The sequence below is a fragment of the Serratia sp. S4 genome (genome assembly GCF_000347995.1).
GTDB lineage: Bacteria > Pseudomonadota > Gammaproteobacteria > Enterobacterales > Enterobacteriaceae > Serratia > Serratia quinivorans.
Genome location: NZ_KB661120.1, coordinates 1,485,425 through 1,502,673 on the forward strand (window position 1 = coordinate 1,485,425; position 17,249 = coordinate 1,502,673).

18 protein-coding genes are annotated in these 17,249 nt (G+C 56.1%); 8 read left to right on the top strand and 10 right to left on the bottom strand.

Annotated features, from left to right (window positions below; translation table 11 throughout):
• Positions 1-32: 32 nt before the first annotated feature.
• Positions 33-1,523 carry an alpha-amylase gene (gene amyA / locus SERS4_RS0107725; protein WP_017892039.1) on the bottom strand — a complete coding sequence of 497 codons (1,491 nt, stop codon included), beginning with the start codon at positions 1,521-1,523 and terminating at the stop codon, positions 33-35.
• A 485-nt stretch (positions 1,524-2,008) separates the two neighbouring features.
• On the opposite strand from amyA, the gene SERS4_RS0107730 reads away from it, so the two are divergent.
• On the top strand, positions 2,009-2,932 hold the full coding sequence (locus SERS4_RS0107730; protein ID WP_012005824.1) for a bifunctional helix-turn-helix transcriptional regulator/GNAT family N-acetyltransferase: 924 nt from the start codon (positions 2,009-2,011) through the stop codon (positions 2,930-2,932).
• Positions 2,933-3,022: 90 nt separating this feature from the next.
• Here the strand turns inward: SERS4_RS0107730 and SERS4_RS0107735 are convergent, their stop codons facing one another.
• Both SERS4_RS0107735 and SERS4_RS0107740 read right to left on the bottom strand, forming a co-directional pair.
• A complete protein-coding gene (locus SERS4_RS0107735; protein WP_017892040.1) occupies positions 3,023-3,280 on the bottom strand; it encodes a DUF1471 domain-containing protein in 258 nt (85 codons plus the stop codon).
• Between the two features lie 204 nt (positions 3,281-3,484).
• Positions 3,485-3,742 carry a YdgH/BhsA/McbA-like domain containing protein gene (locus SERS4_RS0107740; RefSeq protein ID WP_012005826.1) on the bottom strand — a complete coding sequence of 86 codons (258 nt, stop codon included), beginning with the start codon at positions 3,740-3,742 and terminating at the stop codon, positions 3,485-3,487.
• A gap of 175 nt (positions 3,743-3,917) precedes the next feature.
• On the opposite strand from SERS4_RS0107740, the gene SERS4_RS0107745 reads away from it, so the two are divergent.
• Complete coding sequence (locus SERS4_RS0107745) at positions 3,918-4,562, top strand: TetR/AcrR family transcriptional regulator (RefSeq protein WP_012005827.1); 645 nt, start codon at positions 3,918-3,920, stop codon at positions 4,560-4,562.
• 52 nt (positions 4,563-4,614) lie between these two features.
• Here SERS4_RS0107745 and SERS4_RS0107750 read toward each other — a convergent pair whose 3' ends face one another.
• The 5 genes from SERS4_RS0107750 to SERS4_RS0107770 form a co-directional block, all read right to left on the bottom strand.
• A complete protein-coding gene (locus SERS4_RS0107750; protein ID WP_017892041.1) occupies positions 4,615-5,436 on the bottom strand; it encodes a MetQ/NlpA family ABC transporter substrate-binding protein in 822 nt (273 codons plus the stop codon).
• 17 nt (positions 5,437-5,453) lie between these two features.
• The gene (locus tag SERS4_RS0107755) at positions 5,454-6,122 is read right to left on the bottom strand and encodes a methionine ABC transporter permease (RefSeq protein WP_012005829.1); all 669 of its coding nucleotides are present in this window, start codon (positions 6,120-6,122) and stop codon (positions 5,454-5,456) included.
• A complete protein-coding gene (locus tag SERS4_RS0107760; protein WP_017892042.1) occupies positions 6,115-7,140 on the bottom strand; it encodes a methionine ABC transporter ATP-binding protein in 1,026 nt (341 codons plus the stop codon). The genes SERS4_RS0107755 and SERS4_RS0107760 overlap by 8 nt, the downstream gene beginning before the upstream one ends.
• Positions 7,141-7,389: 249 nt before the next feature.
• Entirely contained in the window at positions 7,390-7,833 is a 444-nt protein-coding gene (locus tag SERS4_RS0107765; protein ID WP_017892043.1) for an acetyltransferase, read from the bottom strand.
• Between the two features lie 27 nt (positions 7,834-7,860).
• Positions 7,861-8,751 (bottom strand): LysR family transcriptional regulator, encoded by an 891-nt coding sequence (locus SERS4_RS0107770; protein WP_017892044.1) that lies wholly within the window; start codon positions 8,749-8,751, stop codon positions 7,861-7,863.
• A gap of 120 nt (positions 8,752-8,871) precedes the next feature.
• Between SERS4_RS0107770 and SERS4_RS0107775 the strand changes: the two genes are divergently transcribed.
• The 4 genes from SERS4_RS0107775 (at position 8,872) to SERS4_RS0107790 (ending at position 12,606) form a co-directional block, all read left to right on the top strand.
• On the top strand, positions 8,872-9,852 hold the full coding sequence (locus tag SERS4_RS0107775) for a quinone oxidoreductase (protein WP_017892045.1): 981 nt from the start codon (positions 8,872-8,874) through the stop codon (positions 9,850-9,852).
• A 58-nt stretch (positions 9,853-9,910) separates the two neighbouring features.
• On the top strand, positions 9,911-10,783 hold the full coding sequence (locus SERS4_RS0107780; RefSeq protein WP_017892046.1) for an oxygenase MpaB family protein: 873 nt from the start codon (positions 9,911-9,913) through the stop codon (positions 10,781-10,783).
• A gap of 164 nt (positions 10,784-10,947) precedes the next feature.
• A complete protein-coding gene (locus SERS4_RS0107785; RefSeq protein WP_017892047.1) occupies positions 10,948-12,051 on the top strand; it encodes a suppressor of fused domain protein in 1,104 nt (367 codons plus the stop codon).
• Positions 12,052-12,078: 27 nt separating this feature from the next.
• Positions 12,079-12,606: a cysteine hydrolase family protein gene (locus SERS4_RS0107790; RefSeq protein ID WP_017892048.1), complete on the top strand. Its 528-nt coding sequence runs from the start codon at positions 12,079-12,081 to the stop codon at positions 12,604-12,606.
• Between the two features lie 96 nt (positions 12,607-12,702).
• On the opposite strand, the gene SERS4_RS0107795 is transcribed toward SERS4_RS0107790, so the two are convergent.
• Positions 12,703-13,449 (bottom strand): SDR family NAD(P)-dependent oxidoreductase, encoded by a 747-nt coding sequence (locus tag SERS4_RS0107795; RefSeq protein ID WP_012005837.1) that lies wholly within the window; start codon positions 13,447-13,449, stop codon positions 12,703-12,705.
• Positions 13,450-13,576: 127 nt separating this feature from the next.
• Between SERS4_RS0107795 and SERS4_RS0107800 the strand changes: the two genes are divergently transcribed.
• Positions 13,577-14,485 (top strand): LysR family transcriptional regulator, encoded by a 909-nt coding sequence (locus tag SERS4_RS0107800; RefSeq protein WP_017892049.1) that lies wholly within the window; start codon positions 13,577-13,579, stop codon positions 14,483-14,485.
• Positions 14,486-14,669: 184 nt separating this feature from the next.
• Positions 14,670-15,677: a tryptophan--tRNA ligase gene (gene trpS / locus SERS4_RS0107805; protein ID WP_017892050.1), complete on the top strand. Its 1,008-nt coding sequence runs from the start codon at positions 14,670-14,672 to the stop codon at positions 15,675-15,677.
• 26 nt (positions 15,678-15,703) lie between these two features.
• Here trpS and SERS4_RS0107810 read toward each other — a convergent pair whose 3' ends face one another.
• The gene (locus tag SERS4_RS0107810) at positions 15,704-17,062 is read right to left on the bottom strand and encodes an MFS transporter (RefSeq protein ID WP_026142264.1); all 1,359 of its coding nucleotides are present in this window, start codon (positions 17,060-17,062) and stop codon (positions 15,704-15,706) included.
• Positions 17,063-17,249: the final 187 nt, after the last annotated feature.

The following is a 17,249-nucleotide window of genomic DNA, read 5'->3' on the forward strand; positions in this document are numbered from 1 at the left end:
CGCTGCGATACATGATCGCAGCGGCGCACCCGCTACAGGGTTTCTGCCAGTACCCAAACGCTGACGCTGCCGCCGTTAACCGGGAAAGTGGCGTTCCCCTGTTCGTCGGTGGTGACCTCATCCTGACGGTTACCGAGCAGGTCGCGCCAGTTTTTATGTGCCAGTTCAGTGCCCAGCGAAACCGCTTTGCCACTTTCAGCCCCGTTGGTGAGCACCACTACGCAACCAGGGGCGTCGGCGGTACCGCTGCGGCTGAAGGCCACGCAGTTTTTATCATCAAAATAATCGGTTTGCACGCCGTTGGCAAAGCGTTGTCGTGCCTGAATCAACTTTTCCAGCTCAGGGATGACCGGCATATCAATCTGGTATTCCTGGCCGTCGCTGCCTTTATCTTTATAGCTGGCACCGTACAGGTCAGGATAGAACACGCAGGGCACGCCTTGTTCGCGCAACAGGATCAGGGCGTAGGCCAGCGGCTTGAACCAGGGTTCGACCGGTGCTTCCAGCGATTGTAACGGCTGCGTGTCGTGGTTGGCGACCAGCGTGACCGAATGGGCCGGATCGGCCGCGGTCAGGGTATCGGTGAAAATCTGCGCCATGTCGAACCCGTCTCCCTGTTTCGATGCCTGATGAAACTTCAGGTGCAAGGCTACGTCGAACAGCATCACTTTGCCCTCGACCAGGTCAATATACTGTTGCAACGCGGCCAAATCGTGCGACCAGTATTCGGCGACAATAAACAGATCGCGTTGCGCGCTGTCGCGCACGTGGTCAGCCCACTCTTTAAAGAACCAGGCCGGAATGTGTTTGGCTGCGTCCAACCGGAAGCCATCGCAGGGCAGGGTTTCCAGCAGCCAGCGCGCCCAGTATTTCAGCTCTTCCACCACCGCCGGGTTGCGGAATTCGACGTCCGCCCCCATCAGATAATCGTAGTTGCCTTTCTCATCACCGACCTGATCGTTCCAGCCGTCGTCACCGTAGTCATTGGCGATTTTGAACACGCCTTTTTCATCGGGCTGCTCAACGTAATCAACCCCGCCAAAGCATTTGTAATCCCAAATGAATTTGGAATAGGTGCCTTGTCTGCCGGGGAAAGTGAAGCGGGTGTAGGCCAGGGCGTCGAAGCCCTGGTCATTAATATCGTTGCGGTTGTTGGCATCCGCCTTGTAGACGTGCACCTGTTCTTTTTCGTCGGCACCTAGCTTATGGTTGAAAACCACGTCATAAATCACCCGTACGCCATTGTCGCGTAGCGTAGTCACGGCGTTTGCCAACGCTTCTTTGTCGCCGTATTTGGTGGCGCGGCTGCCTTTTTGGTCGAACTCGCCCAGATCGAACAGATCATAGCTGTCGTAACCCACCGAATAGCCGCCGGAAGCCCCCTTATAAGCGGGGGGCAGCCACAGATCGGTGATGCCCAACTGCGCAATTTGCGCGGCGCGTTCGGCTGCCTCTGGCCATAACTGACCGCCATCCGGGTAATACCAATGGAAAAACTGCAGCAAGGTAGTTTTTTTCGTCATGAGCAAGCCGCCCTATTTGCCAGAGAGAGGTGCAGAATGAGCGGTGGCCCACCCCATACCGTTACAGCATGGGCTAGTTTTGGCAAAAGGGAAACTCGGTTTGGGCGCTTGGTTGCAGAGATAGAACTTTAGGTATGTGTAACAAAAAGTAACTTAATGCCGACGTAAGTGCCGGTATCGGGCACGAAATAGTCCATTAAAATACAAGGCATTGCCCAGGTTTGTTATTCATCGGTTGGCGGAGCTTCCCGATCGCCTGTTTTTTGACTGATTTATCGTTCGCTCATCCTGGGTTAATTGATTTTTTATTTCATGAGTTGGTTATTTTTCGGAATTTAACTCCGGTTGATTTACCTGGTTGGTGCCAAGGTTCTGTTTGATCAGGATTTATCCCTTATCAAAGATCCGCTATGGTAGTGGGAATTTAGATAACACTATCAACTAAGTGCGGGGTTTTGCTGCTCACGCAGACAGGGAGATTGACTATGAACATCAGAGATTTCAGGGCGTTGTCACGTAATTTGGTCAGAGAGTTGGGCATGTTGAATAAACAAAGTAACGGGACCCGTTTTTCGCCGTTGCAGATCCACATTCTGATTGAGGTCAATGGATTGCCGCTGGGCATTACCGAACTGGCGGCCCGACTGTGCATCGATAAGGCCAGCGCCAGTCGGGCGGTACGCAGCCTGGTTGCCGCAGGCATGGTTGAAGCGGTGGATTATCCGCATGACAAACGGCATAACCTGAATCAACTGACCAAGTTGGGACGCAAAACGCTGGCGGCAATTGAAGCCAACGCCGACGGTTTTATGCAAGACGCGTTGGCGCAGCTGGACGACGATGAATTGGCCGCAACGACAGCGGCAATGAAAAAGATGACTGCGGCATTACGCAGCGCACGCAAGCAGCGCGATGCCGCTTTGCTGGTACGCCCGATAACCCAGAGTGATGACGCCGCGATGGCCGGCATTATTTGTAGCGTATTTCGCGAGTACGCTATGGATAAAATGGAAGGCGTCAGTCTGCATGATCCCGATCTGGATCGCCTGACCGGTGTTTACCAGGATAACGGCGGTAAGTATTGGGTACTGGAACAACATGGGGAGGTGGTGGGGGGCGTAGGCATTGCACCTCTGAAGGGGGGAGATGCCGGATACTGTGAATTGCAAAAACTGTTTTTTAAACCCTGTGTACGGGGGTTGGGAATGGCGCGCTATATGGTAGTGCAGGCGCTGAAAGCAGCACGTGCGGCGGGGTTCCGTTACTGCTATCTGGAAACCACCGAGCAACTCAAAGAAGCGCTGGGGTTATATCATGCGCTGGGTTTCACTTTGCTGACGGAAAAGCGTGGCAATACCGGCCACCACGGCTGCGATATCTATATGCTGAAAGATTTGCAAAACGACTGAATACTACTTGTGGAGCAGAACGATTTTCGGCGGGGCAATAAAACAAAAGGCGGCCAGGGCCGCCTCTTTGCACAATTGCTGATTCGGCAATTAATTGTAGATGATCGCAGTACCGTGCAACTTGTTGTCACCGGTAGTTGAGATGATCTGGAATGATTTGGCGCCGGCTTCATCCGCTTTGGCAGCCAGTTTGTTTTCCAGGCTGGTCAGGTCGGAAGCCCCGCTAACGGTAACCACACCGGCTTTTTGCAGATTGGCCGGCTGGGCGTTAACCAGATCGGCGGCGAAACTACCGAATGAAGCAGAAGCCAGTGCGATGGCGGCGATGGTGATTTTCAGGTTTTTCATAGTCTTATTTCCTATCTTGGTATTCTGTACAAAGTTTTTTATTGGGGTCGTTAAATTAATTAACGATCGATAATTTAATGTTAGACGCCACTTCGGCGCTTTGCAACTATTTTTTTAGTGTTCGTTAATTAATTTTTTTGTTCTAGTCGTTAACCGGAGGAGTAACGTTCACTACCAGCCGGGTAATTGACGATTAACTTATTGTTATTGATAGATTACCGCGGTGCCATGCAGTTGATTGTTGCCACCGGCACCAATGATGCGGAATGATTTTGCACCGGCTGCATCTGCTTTGGCTGCCAAATCGGCTTCCAGCGAGCTGATATCGGAAGCACCGCTGACGGTGATCACGCCGAGTTTTTGCTGATCTGCCGGTTGGTTGTGAACCAGGTCAGCGGCGAAGCTACCGAAAGAAGCAGAGGCCAATGCAATGGCGGCAAGAGTAATTTTTAAGTTTTTCATGATGTTAATTCCTATATCAGAAGCGTAAACTGGGTTGGTTAATCTTTGTCGTCATAATTACTTAACGATCGATAACTAAATGTTAATCGCTTCTCGACGGCAGCGCAATATTTTTTTATAATGATCGTTAATTTAATTGCCAAGCCCTGCTGCGGAGCGGGATAAGAGAGGGTCTATGAGTATCAATGAAGAAGTCTGCGCCAAAAAAACGCGTGGCAGACCGAAGCAGTTTGATCGCGACCGTGCGCTGGACAGCGCGCTCGATCTGTTCTGGCGGCACGGTTATGACTCTACGTCGCTGGCCGATCTGGTAGAAGTCACCGGTGCCAAAGCGCCAACGCTGTACGCCGAGTTCGGTAACAAGGAAGGGCTGTTCCGCGCGGCGGTGGAGCGATATCTGCAAAAATACACCACCTGCACCAATCAATTGTTGGAGCGGGATTTGCCGATAGCGGAAATCGTTGAGGCCTACGTTCGCTCTTCAGCGGAGGTGTTTACCGATCCGGATACGCCGTCCGGCTGCTTTATGGTCTGTGCCTCTGCGGCGCTGTCTTCGTCTTCCGATGAAGTGGCCGAGATGCTGCGTAAAAAACATCATTCGAATGAAGCCAGCCTGAGAGCCTGTTTTGACCGCAAGGTACAGCAGGGGGAGTTATTGGCGAAAACCGATACCGCGCTGTTGGCGAAATATATCGTCTGTACCATTGAAGGGATGTCGGTTCAGGCTCGTGAAGGGGCCAGCCGCGAGGATTTGTTCAATCTGCTCGATGCATTGATGCTGGTTTGGCCGCGGCTGAGTCAGGTGGGTAATAAGGTCTAGGGAAGGGCACTCGCCAGGAAATCAGGCCGCATTGCTGCGGCCTGATTGGGCATTACTGGTTAACCGGGATCACCGCGCCCTGGTATTTTTGACGGATGAAGTCCTGAATCGCCTTGGAGTGCAGCACTTTCACCAGCGCTACGATTTCCGGCTTGTTCACGTCGGCCTTATGCACGGTGATAATGTTGGCATACGGGTTGTTTTCACCGCTTTCGACCGCGATCGGGTCTTTGGTCGGGTTCAGTCCGGCATCGATGGCGTAGTTGGCGTTAATCACCACCGCGTCGCCTTCATCGTTGTTGTACATCTGCGGCAGTAGCGCGCCTTCCACGTTCGCCAGGAACTTCAGGTGTTTCGGGTTTTCCACCACGTCAGAAATGCGAGCATCGACCTTGCTCACGCCCGGTTTCAGCTTAATTACGCCTTCCTTTTCAAAGATAGACAGAATGCGTCCTTCTTCCGCCACGGCATCACGCATGATGATTTTGCCGTTGTCCGGCAGATCTTTCAGGCTTTTATATTTCTTGGAGTAAATGCCGATCGGCTCGATATGGATGGCCCCGGCGCTGACAAAGTCGTAACTCTTATCGCCTGCATGGTCCTTCAGCACCGAATTCAGGTAGGGCACGTGCTGGAAATAGTTGGCGTCAATATCGTGACTGGCCAGCGCGGTGTTCGGCAGGATGTAGTCCTGGAAAGGTTTGATCACCAGATCGATGCCTTCCTTCGCCAGAATCGGCTTGGCCTGTTCGAGGATCTCCGCGTGCGGCACGTTGGACGCGCCAACCACCAGTTTAGTTTCCGCGGCGGCGCCAAAGGAGCTCAACGCGGTCAGTGAGGCGAAAGCCAGCATCATTATTTGCTTTTTCATCATCATTATTCCCTGGTTATTTATCGTTTATCGAGCGTTGTTGTAATGGTGTCGCCGATGAACTGGATAACGAAAACGATCAGCAGGATCGTCAGCGTCGCCACCAGCGTCACGTCACCGTGATTGCGTTGAAAACCTTCCAGATAGGCCAGATTGCCCAGCCCGCCAGCGCCGATCACTCCGGCCATGGCGGTGTAGCTCACCAGTGCTATCAGGGTGACGGTAATTCCGGAAACCAGCGCCGGGGAAGACTCCGGCAGCAGCACGCGGAAAATAATGGTGCTGGTTTTGGCCCCCATGGAACGTGCCGCCTCTATGACTCCCTTGTCCACCTCGCGCAGGCCAATTTCAACCAGCCGGGCGTAGAAGGGCGCGGCGCCGACAATCAGCGCCGGCAGCGCGGCATCGGCCCCCAAAATGGTGCCGATCAGCGTCTTGGTGAACGGGATCAGCAGCACGATCAGAATGATGAAGGGGATGGAGCGGAATACGTTGACCAGCACTGAAATCAGCGAATAGACGGCGCGGTTTTGCAACAGTTGGCCGCGAGAGGTCAGAAACAGCAGTACGCCCAGTACGATGCCAAGCACCAACGTGGCCAACCCGGCGATGCCGGTCATGTACAGGGTTTCCCAGGTGGCGTTCAGCAACTGGTCAATACGCAAATGAGGGAACCATGACTCAATCATGTTTAATCACCTCAACGGCGATTTGTTGTTCTCTCAATAATTTCAGCATGCTGTCGATTTGCAGGTTGTTGCCTTCGACGTGGATATACAGCTCGCCAAAGGAGCCGTTCAGCGTCTGGCTGATTTTGCCGTGCAGAATGTTAATGCTCACCTTGTAGCGCAGGATCACGTCGGAAATCACCGCCTGATGGGTTTGCACTCCGACAAAGGTCAGCTTGAAAATTGCGCCCGGCAGATGCTGAGCCAGTAAAGGGTTAAAGTTTTCCTCGGTTTCCTGATATTGCGAAACCTGTTTAACGAACTGCTGGGTAATCGGCTGCTGCGGCCGGGTGAAAACATCGATCACCGGGCCTTCTTCGACGATGCGGCCGTTTTCCATCACCGCCACGCGGTGGCAAATTTTGCGCACTACGTGCATCTCGTGGGTGATCAGCACGATGGTCAGGTTCAGTTTGCGGTTGATATCCAGCAGCAGATCCAAAATCGAGTCGGTGGTCTGGGGATCGAGCGCTGAGGTGGCCTCATCACACAGTAACACCCCAGGGTTATTGGCCAGGGCGCGGGCGATGCCGACGCGCTGTTTCTGTCCGCCGCTAAGCTGCGAAGGATAAGCATCCTCACGCCCCTGCAGGCCAACCAGTGCGATAAGCTCGGCCACGCGTGGGTTTATTTGCGCTTTGGGCACGCCGGCTATTTGCATCGAGAAGGCAATATTCTGGCTGACGGTGCGTGACCACAGCAGGTTGAAATGCTGAAACACCATGCTGATTTTCAGGCGTGCCTGGCGTAACTGGTCGCCCCTGGCTCCGGCGATATTGAACCCCTCGACCTGAATGTTGCCGCTGGTGGGTGCCTCCAGCCCGTTAAGCAAACGGATCAGGGTGCTTTTACCCGCTCCGCTGTAGCCGATAATGCCGTAGATTTGCCCGGCTTCAACGGCCAGACTGACATCATCCACCGCGACGACGCGGCCCTGTGCACTGTCAAAAGTTTTGCAAACGTTCGAAAGAACGATCATAGCGAAGTTGATCCTTATTAATACGTCACAGAATTCCGCCCAGGGTGCGTAACGCCAGGCAGTGTTCGGCTTCCTGGAATAAGGGCAGGCGGGATGTCTGTTGCTGGTGAATACAGGGCAATCCTACCGGGGGTTTATAGTGACAGGAAGAATATAGATTCTATTAGATATTCTTATTTGATATATAAAGTGATGAGCAGAGGTGATGGTGAAACCGCGGCCAACGGGGCTTTGGCCGCTTTATTGCATTTAACGCTTGTCGAGCTTCATGTGCAGCAGCGGGAAAGGATTGCCCTGACCGTCAAGTGCCGAACGGCCGGTAATTTCAAAACCGTAGTGGCGGTAAAAACCGCTGGCCTGCGGGTTCTGTTCATTAACATCCAACTGCAACTCATCATGCAGCGATTCGGCGTGGGCCAGCAGCGCTCTGCCGACGCCTTTGCCACGTTGCTCCGCATCGATAAACAGCATTTCTACTTTATTGCCGCTTAGCCCGATAAAACCGCAGGGATGACCGGGCCGGTCTTCCGCAACCCAAACGTCAACCGCCGGCAAATAGTCGTTAAGCACCAACGGGTAGAGTTGGGCGATATTCTCTTCGTTGAGAAAATGGTGGGTGGCGCGTACCGAACGCTGCCAAATCTCCGCCAGTTGCGCATTGTCTTGTGCTGCACGTGCTCGGATAGTGATCATGGAAACTCCTGTGTTGATTTACTTATTTTAAACGCGGCCCCAGAGTCTGGCGACGGTCAGGGCGATAAAAGCTTCCAGCTTGGGTGACTGCCGTCGTTCGGGCAGATAGACCAGATGCATTGGCCGCGATAGCGGTGAATAATCCGGCAGCACCCGGACCAATCGGCCGCTGGCAATATCTTCATCCAGCAGCATGCAGGCATGCAGCGCGATGCCGAAACCGGCCAGCACCGCCCGACGTACCCCTTCGCCAGAGTCCATCCGCAGCCGCGGCCTGACCGGCACGCTGACTTCCCCTTGTGGCCCCTGCAAGCGCCAGAAATGGTTGCCGTCCCACTGACTAAAACCAAAGCAGCTGTGTGCGCTGAGTTGCTCCGGCTGGGTTGGCACACCCTGCTGGGCCAGATAGTCCGGTGAGGCGGCCAGCGTCATGCGGTAATCGGGCAGGGCGCGGGCCACCAGGCCATCGTCTGCCACCGGCCCGATGCGAAACGCCGCCTCGTAGCCTTCTTCAATCAAGTCTACCTTGCGGTCCGACAGCACCACTTCCGCTTCTACCTCCGGGTGCCGCTGCAGGAACTCGGTGAGGATCGGCGTCAGTACGCGGTTGCCGAAAGTGACGGGGGCACTGATGCGCAGCAGGCCGCTGGGGGAGCTCAATAGCGCCCGGGCACTAGCTTCGGCGGCATCGGCGTCAGCTAACAGACGGCGGCAACGTTCGTAGAACACTCGCCCGGTCTCGGTCAGCCCCTGTCTGCGGGTAGTACGGTTCAGCAGCGGCGCATTCAGCCGTTGCTCCAGGTAGCGGATGTGTTTGCCGACCATGGTCGGGGAGATTGCCATCTCCTCGGCGGCGGCAACGAAGCTGCCTTTTTCCACCACCCGCACAAACACCGCCATGCTGGTTAATCGGTCCATTATAAACCCCTGGTGTTTTCTGAATGCTCTGTGGGCCACTTCTCCTGATTATAGCGCTTTGCGATAATCATTCTATCGACCGTCAGTGTGTTATTGGCGGAAACTTTTCGGAGCAGCAACATGCACGCATTAGCATTTGAACATTTTGGCGGGCCGGACGTGCTCGAATACCTTGAGCTGCCGACGCCAGCGGTACCGGCGGGTGCGGTGCAGGTGCGCATGGGGGCCGCCGGGCTGAATTTCGCTGATATCTACCGCCGCAAGGGCAATTACGTGCTGCACGGCAACCCGCCACATATCGGCGGTTACGAAGGTGTGGGAACCATTATCGCCGTGGGCGAAGGGGTTGATGGCTGGCAGTTGGGGGAGCGAATTGGTTTCGCTGATGTCCCATTCTGCCACGCCACGCGAATCAACGTGCCGGTGGAGCATGCACTGCGGCTGCCACAGGCACTGAGCGACGTCGAAGCAGCTTCAATTTTGTTGCAGGGGCTAACGGCGCAGTACCTGATTAATGACAGCGTGCAGGTGAAAGCGGGCGATCGTGCTTTAGTGCATGCAGCGGCGGGCGGTGTCGGACAAATTCTGACGCGTATGCTGGCGGCGCGTGGCGCACAGGTTTACGCCGTGGTGTCTTCGGCGTACAAACAGCAGATCGCACTGAACAACGGCGCAGCGGCAGCTTTCACTTATCAGCAGGATTGGGTCGCGCAAATTGCCGTGCTGACCGACGGTGGCGTTGAGTACGGTTTTGACTCGGTGGGCATCACGCTGCAACAGAGCATCGACGCGCTGCGTCCCGGCGGTCGGGTGGTCACTTTCGGCATGGCAGGTGGCGAGACACCCGCTATTTCCGCCTACGACCTGATGATGGATTCCAAAGGCGTGGTCGGTGGCGACCTCTGGACCTACCTTAATAGCGCCGGGGCAAGGAGAGAAAGAGCCGAGCGTCTGTTCAGTAGTTGGCAGAACGGCGAGTTTGCCGTGCCCCATATCGAAACCTTCCCGCTCAGTGAAGGGGCGGCCGCTCACCGCCGGCTGGAGGATCGCAGCTTTGCCGGCAAGATTGTGCTGCTGGGCGATCTCGACCCGCAGAGTTAAAAGCGGCCTTCCGCTGCATGTTACACTGGCCGCCAGGCGATAATGGGGGTCAGTCAGGATGGAAGTGATACGTGCAGCGATAGAAAAACAGGTGATCGGCCTGACCGGGCTGGCGCTTGGCGATGTCGATTTTGAAAACCCGCCGGGCGATCCGGGCCTGTATGGGCCGCAGTCGGTCATTTGGCAGGTACACAGTGATTTCACCACCATGCTGTGCGGGGGCGTCAGTGCCTTACTGCTGCAGATGCTGCACCCGTTGGCGCTGGCCGGCGTCTGGGATCATTCCAATTTCCGCGACGATATGCTCGGCCGCCTGCGCCGCACCAGCCAGTTTGTCTCCGTCACCACCTTTGGCCCCACCGCCGAGGCTGAACGGCTGATCGCCAAAGTCAAAGCCATTCACCTGCGGGTCAACGGCGTCAGCAGCGACGGCAGGCCTTATGCCGCCAGCGATCCTGACTTGCTCACCTGGGTGCACGTGGTGGAAAGCAGCTGCTTTTTAGCCAGCCATTTACGCTACCGCAATCCGCATCTTTCCCGCGAACAGCAGGACGGCTATTACCGTGAGACGGCGCGAGTCGCCGCTGCACTGGGGGCACGCGATATCCCCATCTCTTGCGCGGCGGTCGAGGATTACCTGCAGCGCATGCGGTCACAGTTGGTGTGCGATGAGCGCACGCAGGAAGTGGCTCGTATTCTGTTGGCGGCCCCGGCACCGAGCGTGCTGGCACGACCTTTTGGCATATTGGTGATGCAGGCGGGCATAGATCTGCTACCGGAGTGGGCGCAGCAGCAGTTTGGTTTTTCTCCCGGCGTCCTGCGGCAAAAACTGGTGCGCGCCGGTGTCGGTGGCGTAGGTAAAGTGTTGCGAGCCTCGATGCGCAACGGCTCCTATCAACGTGCACTACGGCGAATTGGCCGACCAGTCTGAACCCGCGCACGCTATAATTCTTACCAATAACCCAATGTTTAGGGACACTTTTGAGACTTTTACGGGTGATCCGACCGCTAATGCGCTTTACACTGGGCGAAAGCCAATTTCCATTTTATTTAGCGTGCAGCGTTATTCTGCGCCTTGACCCTATTTGAGGTTATATGAACGAGTCACAGGTACTTGCTGAAGTCAGTAATGAGAACCAGACGCTGGTGGCGGTGGTTCAGCAAGATAGTCGGGCTGCCTATTTTTATATTTATCCTTCAGAAGAAAATAGCGAACGTTTTCAGGTGCGCGCCTGCTGGCTGCGTAACCTGGCGGCCGCGCCGCAGCAGGAAGACAGTGCGGCATTGGCACTGGGACAGCCACCGATGCTGGCCGCCGAGTTTTGCCGCAATCTGGAGGGTGAAGCGCCACTGAACCCGGAAGGGCTGATGGTAGTCTGGACGGAAAGCGACGACGGTGCGGCGCTGTGGTATTACGGCCAACTGCTGGCGGTGATCCCCGGCTGGAGCCTGTATATTGACCACTCGGTGTGCTATTCCGCCAGTTGCATCAAGGAAAGTCCATTGGCTTATCCGCTGGGATCCGCCTCCACCAATACCCAGTATGCGCTGGCGGAAAACACCCGCCAGTTCTGGCGCAGTTGGCAGCGGGAAGAGGGTAACCCATGGCCAAAAATGCAGAACGACTATCAGGCGATTTACGATCAGCATTTTGGCCCTTCGGTGAAATACTACGCGATCGATCAGGGCAAGTGGCCACCAATGGCCATCACCCAACATGAGCGCGACGGCATCTACTATTTTCTCACCATGGGCGTCAGTATCCGCCCAATGCCGTGGGTAGAGATCCTGTTCAACGACGACGCTTCCCATTACCGCCGCATGGAAATGGGCATCGCCATCGACGGGCAGTACATGACCGAAGAGAACGCGGTGCAGATGGCCAGCGCACTGGCCGGGTTCGCCCATGCGCCATGGGCTAAGATTACCTGGTTTGGCGAAGGTCATACTCTGGAATCTGAGGTGGCACCACAGGGTTATGAGGGCTACGTGCTTTCCTCGTCGTTTTACCCGTATAGCGAGCACCTGAACCTGCCAAAACAGTATGGCGACCCGGTGAATATCTTCTGGGCCAGCCCGGTATTTGAGGCCGAGCGTCTGCTGGCGCACGCGACACCGAATGGTGGTCACGATCTGGTGAATAAGTTACGTGAGCAGGGCGTTGACCATATCTTCCGTCCGCGCCAACCGCTATGCTGATCGCCGATTAAATTCACGGGAGTTATCATGACGTCCGCTCTGTTAATTATTGATGTGCAGCAAGGGTTATTTACGCCGCCGCCGGCCGATGCCGAAGCGACGATTGATCGCATTAACAGTTTGAGCACTGCTGCCCGTCGGGCTGGAGTACCGGTGATTTTTATCCAGCACCAGACTCCGGACGATGAGCTGGCGCACGGCAGCGATGCCTGGCAGATTGACGGCCGTTTGCAAGTTAAAGACGGCGATCATCGGGTGGAGAAAACCACGCCGGACTCCTTCCTGCGGACCGGACTGGGGCCGTTGCTGGTGGCTAACGCTGTTTCGCACCTGGTGGTTTGCGGCTACTCCAGCGAGTTTTGTGTCGACACCACCACTCGTCGTGCCGCCGGGTTAGGCTATCCGGTGACGCTGGCCGCCGACGCCCATACCAGTCATGACAAAGCCCACGCTACTGGCTTGCAGATCCGCGCCCATCACAACGCCACACTATCGAATATTGAAAGCTACGGCGTGTTGATCAACGCGCTGCCGACGGCGGAAATTCACTTCTGATCGCCAGATAAAAAACGGGCCCGATATATGCGTTGGGCCCGCTAACGTTATTTCAATCCCGCCCTGCGTGCTGCCACTTTGGCCAGCTCTGTTTTCTTAACCGACCCGCGCACCGCCGTTAATCGAGGTGATGGTTCCGGTGACGAACGAGGCTTCTTTTGACGCCAACCACAGTGCGGCGCTGGCGATGTCTTCCACCCGGCCGGTGCGGCCCATCGGCGTTTCAGCGGCAATGGCGTCAATGCGGTCCTGCGGTAGCCCGGCGCCGAAGAAGCGAGTATCGGCGATAAACCCCGGCGCAATGGCGTTGACGGTAATCCCCAACTCGCCAAGTTCGCGTGCCAGACTGAGGGTAAAACCCTGCACCCCGGCTTTGGCGGCGGAATAACCTAATGCACCCGCGCTGCCGCTGCCGCATTGGGCGGCAATTGAGCTCAGATTAATGATGCGGCCGCCCGGTTTGCTCAGGTGTGGCAACATCGCCAGGGTAAACAGGAAGGTACTTTTCAGGTTCCCTTCGATCACCGCGTCCCATTCTTGTTCGGCCTGCGCCAACGGCGTATCGGCGGCAATTACCCGGGTAAATCCGGCGTTGTTAATCAGGACATCCACCGTGCCGAGATCGGCTGCCAACTGGGCGACGACGTCTTCCACCGGCCCACGGCGGCTCAGGTCCGCCGAATAGTAGCGGGTAGCGGGGCCAATTTGCTGCGCCGCCTGCTGCAGGCGTTGCGGGTCGCGCGCCACGATGGCGATTCGGTAATCCTGTTGCGCCAGTTGTTGAGCGATGGCCAGCCCAATACCGCTGGAACCGCCGGTAACAATCGCTGTACGTTGCGTCATAACTGTTCTCCTTTCTCGCCGGGTGCACCGGAATGGCGCAGCACTGTGCGGTCGGGAAAGTATTGGCTTTTGCTATTGATACATCCAATACTCTATTTATGCTTTCAAAATACGAAAAAGGTATTGCGTGATTGAACTACGCCAACTGCGGCAATTTGTTGCCGTCGCGGAAGAAATGAGCTTTCACCGCGCCGCCGAGCGCTTGCATATGGCACAACCCCCGCTGACTGCCGCTATCCGAAAGATTGAGCAGGAGCTGGGCGTGCTGCTGCTGGAGCGCGGCAACCGCGTCACCAGGATCACCGAAGCAGGGCAAGTGTTTCTGATTGAGGCGCGGCGAACGCTGGCGCAGTTTGAGCGCACCCTCGGCAATACCCGCCGTGCGGCACGTGGTCTGACCGAATCGCTGCGCCTGACCTTCGTCGACAGCACGGTAAACGCTCTGTTGCCGGGCATCCTGCGGCAGTTTCGTCAGGCGCATCCACAGGCGGAGTTTCATTTGCAGGAGGCGACGACCGCCGAGCAATTGATCGCCCTGCGCGATGACCGCGCCGACATTGGCATGGTGGTGCTGCCGGTAACGCCGCAAGAGGGCTTGCAGATCTTGCCTTTCCTGTTCGATCGCATGGTGTTGGCATTGCCGGAAAACCACCCGCTGGCGACGCAGCAGCAAGTGACGTTGAGCAGCCTGGCCGATCAACCCTGGGTGCTGTTTCCGGCGCATTACGGCCCCGGTATGCACACGGCGATCCTGCAGGCCTGTGCGGTGGCGGGATTCAGTCCGCGTATCGTGCAGGAGGCACGGCAGATGCAGACCATCGGCGGGCTGGTGGCGGGCGGTGTGGGGATCGCGTTGATGCCGGCCCTGTTTGCAAGACTGCAATCCCCCGGCGTGGTGTTCCGCGAACTGAGCGGCACAGGCAGCCCGGTAGCCTATACGCTGGCGCTGGCGTGGCGCACGGCTTCACCGCTGACTGACGCTTTTTGTCGTATTGCCGCTGAACAGGCGCTGAATTTGGCAACCAGCGGTGATTGACAACACCCATACTGGGGGATAACTTAAAAGCATGAATATACCGATGCAAACCACACTCAATCAGTCCTGGTGGCGCCTCTTCTGAAGGCGGCACGGGTATTCACACCTCTTTTCAATGCCGCCGGTTCTGGCGGCATTTTTATTGCGTTGATCCGGCGGTGTATTTACTTTCAGGAGCAAGGCAATGAGCTATACCATTCTGACCGGCGATCGTCCCACCGGCTCCCTGCATTTGGGTCACTACGTCGGATCACTGCGCCAGCGCGTTGAGCTGCAACAACACCATCAGCAAACGGTGTTGGTGGCGGACCTGCAGGGGCTGACCGATAACGGCAACAACCCGCAAAAAATCAGCACCAACGTGCTTAATCTGGTCGCCGACTATCTGGCGGTCGGTATCTGCCCGCAGAAGACCACGATTTGCCTGCAATCCGCGCTGCCTGCGTTGGCTGAGTTGACCATGTATTATCTCAACCTGGTCAGCGTGGCGCGGCTGGAACGCAATCCGACGGTGAAAAGTGAAATCATCGAAAAAGACTTTTCCCGCAGTCTGCCGGCCGGCTTTCTGGTCTACCCGGTCAGTCAGGCGGCGGACATTACCGCCTTTGGTGCCACTCACGTGCCGGTCGGCGACGACCAATTGCCGATGCTGGAGCAAACCAACGAGATTGTGCGGCGTTTCAATCACATTGTCGGCCGACAAGTCTTGACGGAGTGCCAGCCATTGTTAAGTCACGTCAGCCGTCTGCCGGGCCTGGACGGGCAGGGCAAGATGTCGAAGTCACGCGGTAACACCATCACCCTGGGCGCCGACGCCGATCGGGTGCATAAGGCGGTGATGAGCATGTTTACCGATCCGGGCCACCTGAATATCAACGATCCCGGCCGGGTGGAGGGCAACATGGTGTTCACCTATCTGGATGCTTTCTGCGAGGACGCTGCGCTGGTGGCGGATCTGAAGGCGCACTATCGCCGTGGTGGGTTGGGCGACATGAAAATCAAACGCCTGTTGGAAGATTGCCTGCAAAGCCTGCTGGAGCCGATCCGCACGCGTCGGGCGCAATACCTGGCCGACAAGGGCGAGCTGTTGCGCATTCTGCGTCAGGGGACCCAACGCGCCGACCAGGTCAGTCGGCAAACGCTGGGGCAGGTGAAGGCCGCATTGGGGCTGGATTTCTTTACCCTCAATTGAGTGCCAGCCCCTCTGTTGGGTGAGCGTCAGGCGGCGCTGTCAACGATCGGGTGTTTAACCACGAAGATATACGACAGCGCGCCGATGACGGTAAAGCAGGAGCAGAGGGTAAGGGCCAGGCTGAAAGAGTGGGTGGTATCCAGGATCCAACCGGTGACCACTGGCGCGAATGAGGCAAAGATAAAGCTGGCGAAGTTTTGAATGCTGCCGACCGAAGCGGTCATGCGTGAATTCACCGCCACGTGGATCAGGCCCCAGCAGGAGGTCCCCGCAAAGTGAATGCAAAACAGCGCCATGCCGATCAACAATACCGCGCTGTAGGTGGTGGTGGCCTGAGGGACCACGGCAGTAAAGGAAGCGGACAGTAACATACCGGCGACGATGCAAATTTTGCGGCTTTTCAGTGGTGCCATGCCGCGACGTACCAAAAAGTCGGTGACGAAGCCGTTCGACAACATGCCGGCGGCGCCAAACAGGAACGGAATGGCACTCAGCAGCCCGGTACTTTTCAGATCCAGATGGTAAGTGGTCTGCAGATAACCCGGCAGCCAGGCCAGGTACAGCCAGGCGGTGTAGTTAATACCGCTGAAGCCAATCATCATGCCCCACATGGTACGGTTCCTGAATAGCGCACGCCACTCGCGAAAGTTCATCGGTTCAGGTCGGGCGCTGACGCTACCGGCATTCAAATAGGCCTGTTCCTGAGCGCTCAGGCTGACGTCCTGTCGGTTGCGGTACAGCATGTACCAGCCGATGGACAGTGCGATACCCAATACGCCGATGGTGATAAACATGCCGCGCCAACCGAAGGCCAGCATCATGGCGGTGAGGATCGGTGGGCTAATCGCCAGCCCGATGGTCGAAGCGGCATTAAAAATACCCATCGGCATGCCGCGATCCTTGATATTGAACCAGTCGTTGATCACCTTTACGCCGCACGGGTTCATGGGGGCTTCGCCAATTCCCAGCCCGATACGTACCCAGATAAATTGGGTAAAGCTGTGGATCATGCCGGACAGCGTCTGGAATACCGACCAGACAAACATGCCGATCCCCAGCATGATGCGTGGACCTTTACGATCCAGCAGCAGGCCGCAGGGCAATTGGGCGATGCCATAGGCCAGGGAGAATGCCGACAGCAACAAGCCGATTTCGGTACCGCTCAGCCCCATTTCTTGCCGGATGGTGGAGTTCGCCACCGAGAGCGAACTGCGGTCGAGAAAGTTGATTATGGCTGCCAAAAATAACAACAACATGGCCGTGGTTTGAATTTTTTTAATTCTGGCCGAACGAACCAGCATTCCCTCCGGCGGCATCGGAATTATGTGATCGGAATAGGGTTCACCCTGTTCCTTCCCGGTATTAATCGTATGACTTCTTTCCATTTCATCCTCCAGAATTTCGCATTAATAATATTTATTATTCCGGGTATTCCCCTGGGTGGTGTCTTAATGAAGGTATTAGCAGGTGGTCGGCAGTAAGCCTAGAGGGCGAAATATTTTAGGCGGTGGGTTTTGTTACGGTTCCGTGCGACAGCCAGTATTTTGCTGCTTTTTATCGGTTTTAAATGAC

Coding starts and splice junctions, on each gene's coding strand:
- SERS4_RS0107810 (WP_026142264.1), bottom strand. CDS start 17,062: ATGGAAAGAAGTCATACGATTAATACCGGGAAGGAACAGGGTGAACCC.
- SERS4_RS0107740 (WP_012005826.1), bottom strand. CDS start 3,742: ATGAAAAACTTAAAAATTACTCTTGCCGCCATTGCATTGGCCTCTGCT.
- SERS4_RS0107785 (WP_017892047.1), top strand. CDS start 10,948: ATGAACGAGTCACAGGTACTTGCTGAAGTCAGTAATGAGAACCAGACG.
- SERS4_RS0107775 (WP_017892045.1), top strand. CDS start 8,872: ATGCACGCATTAGCATTTGAACATTTTGGCGGGCCGGACGTGCTCGAA.
- SERS4_RS0107745 (WP_012005827.1), top strand. CDS start 3,918: ATGAGTATCAATGAAGAAGTCTGCGCCAAAAAAACGCGTGGCAGACCG.
- SERS4_RS0107790 (WP_017892048.1), top strand. CDS start 12,079: ATGACGTCCGCTCTGTTAATTATTGATGTGCAGCAAGGGTTATTTACG.
- SERS4_RS0107780 (WP_017892046.1), top strand. CDS start 9,911: ATGGAAGTGATACGTGCAGCGATAGAAAAACAGGTGATCGGCCTGACC.
- trpS (WP_017892050.1), top strand. CDS start 14,670: ATGAGCTATACCATTCTGACCGGCGATCGTCCCACCGGCTCCCTGCAT.
- SERS4_RS0107770 (WP_017892044.1), bottom strand. CDS start 8,751: ATGGACCGATTAACCAGCATGGCGGTGTTTGTGCGGGTGGTGGAAAAA.
- SERS4_RS0107735 (WP_017892040.1), bottom strand. CDS start 3,280: ATGAAAAACCTGAAAATCACCATCGCCGCCATCGCACTGGCTTCTGCT.
- amyA (WP_017892039.1), bottom strand. CDS start 1,523: ATGACGAAAAAAACTACCTTGCTGCAGTTTTTCCATTGGTATTACCCG.
- SERS4_RS0107765 (WP_017892043.1), bottom strand. CDS start 7,833: ATGATCACTATCCGAGCACGTGCAGCACAAGACAATGCGCAACTGGCG.
- SERS4_RS0107755 (WP_012005829.1), bottom strand. CDS start 6,122: ATGATTGAGTCATGGTTCCCTCATTTGCGTATTGACCAGTTGCTGAAC.
- SERS4_RS0107795 (WP_012005837.1), bottom strand. CDS start 13,449: ATGACGCAACGTACAGCGATTGTTACCGGCGGTTCCAGCGGTATTGGG.
- SERS4_RS0107730 (WP_012005824.1), top strand. CDS start 2,009: ATGAACATCAGAGATTTCAGGGCGTTGTCACGTAATTTGGTCAGAGAG.
- SERS4_RS0107760 (WP_017892042.1), bottom strand. CDS start 7,140: ATGATCGTTCTTTCGAACGTTTGCAAAACTTTTGACAGTGCACAGGGC.
- SERS4_RS0107750 (WP_017892041.1), bottom strand. CDS start 5,436: ATGATGAAAAAGCAAATAATGATGCTGGCTTTCGCCTCACTGACCGCG.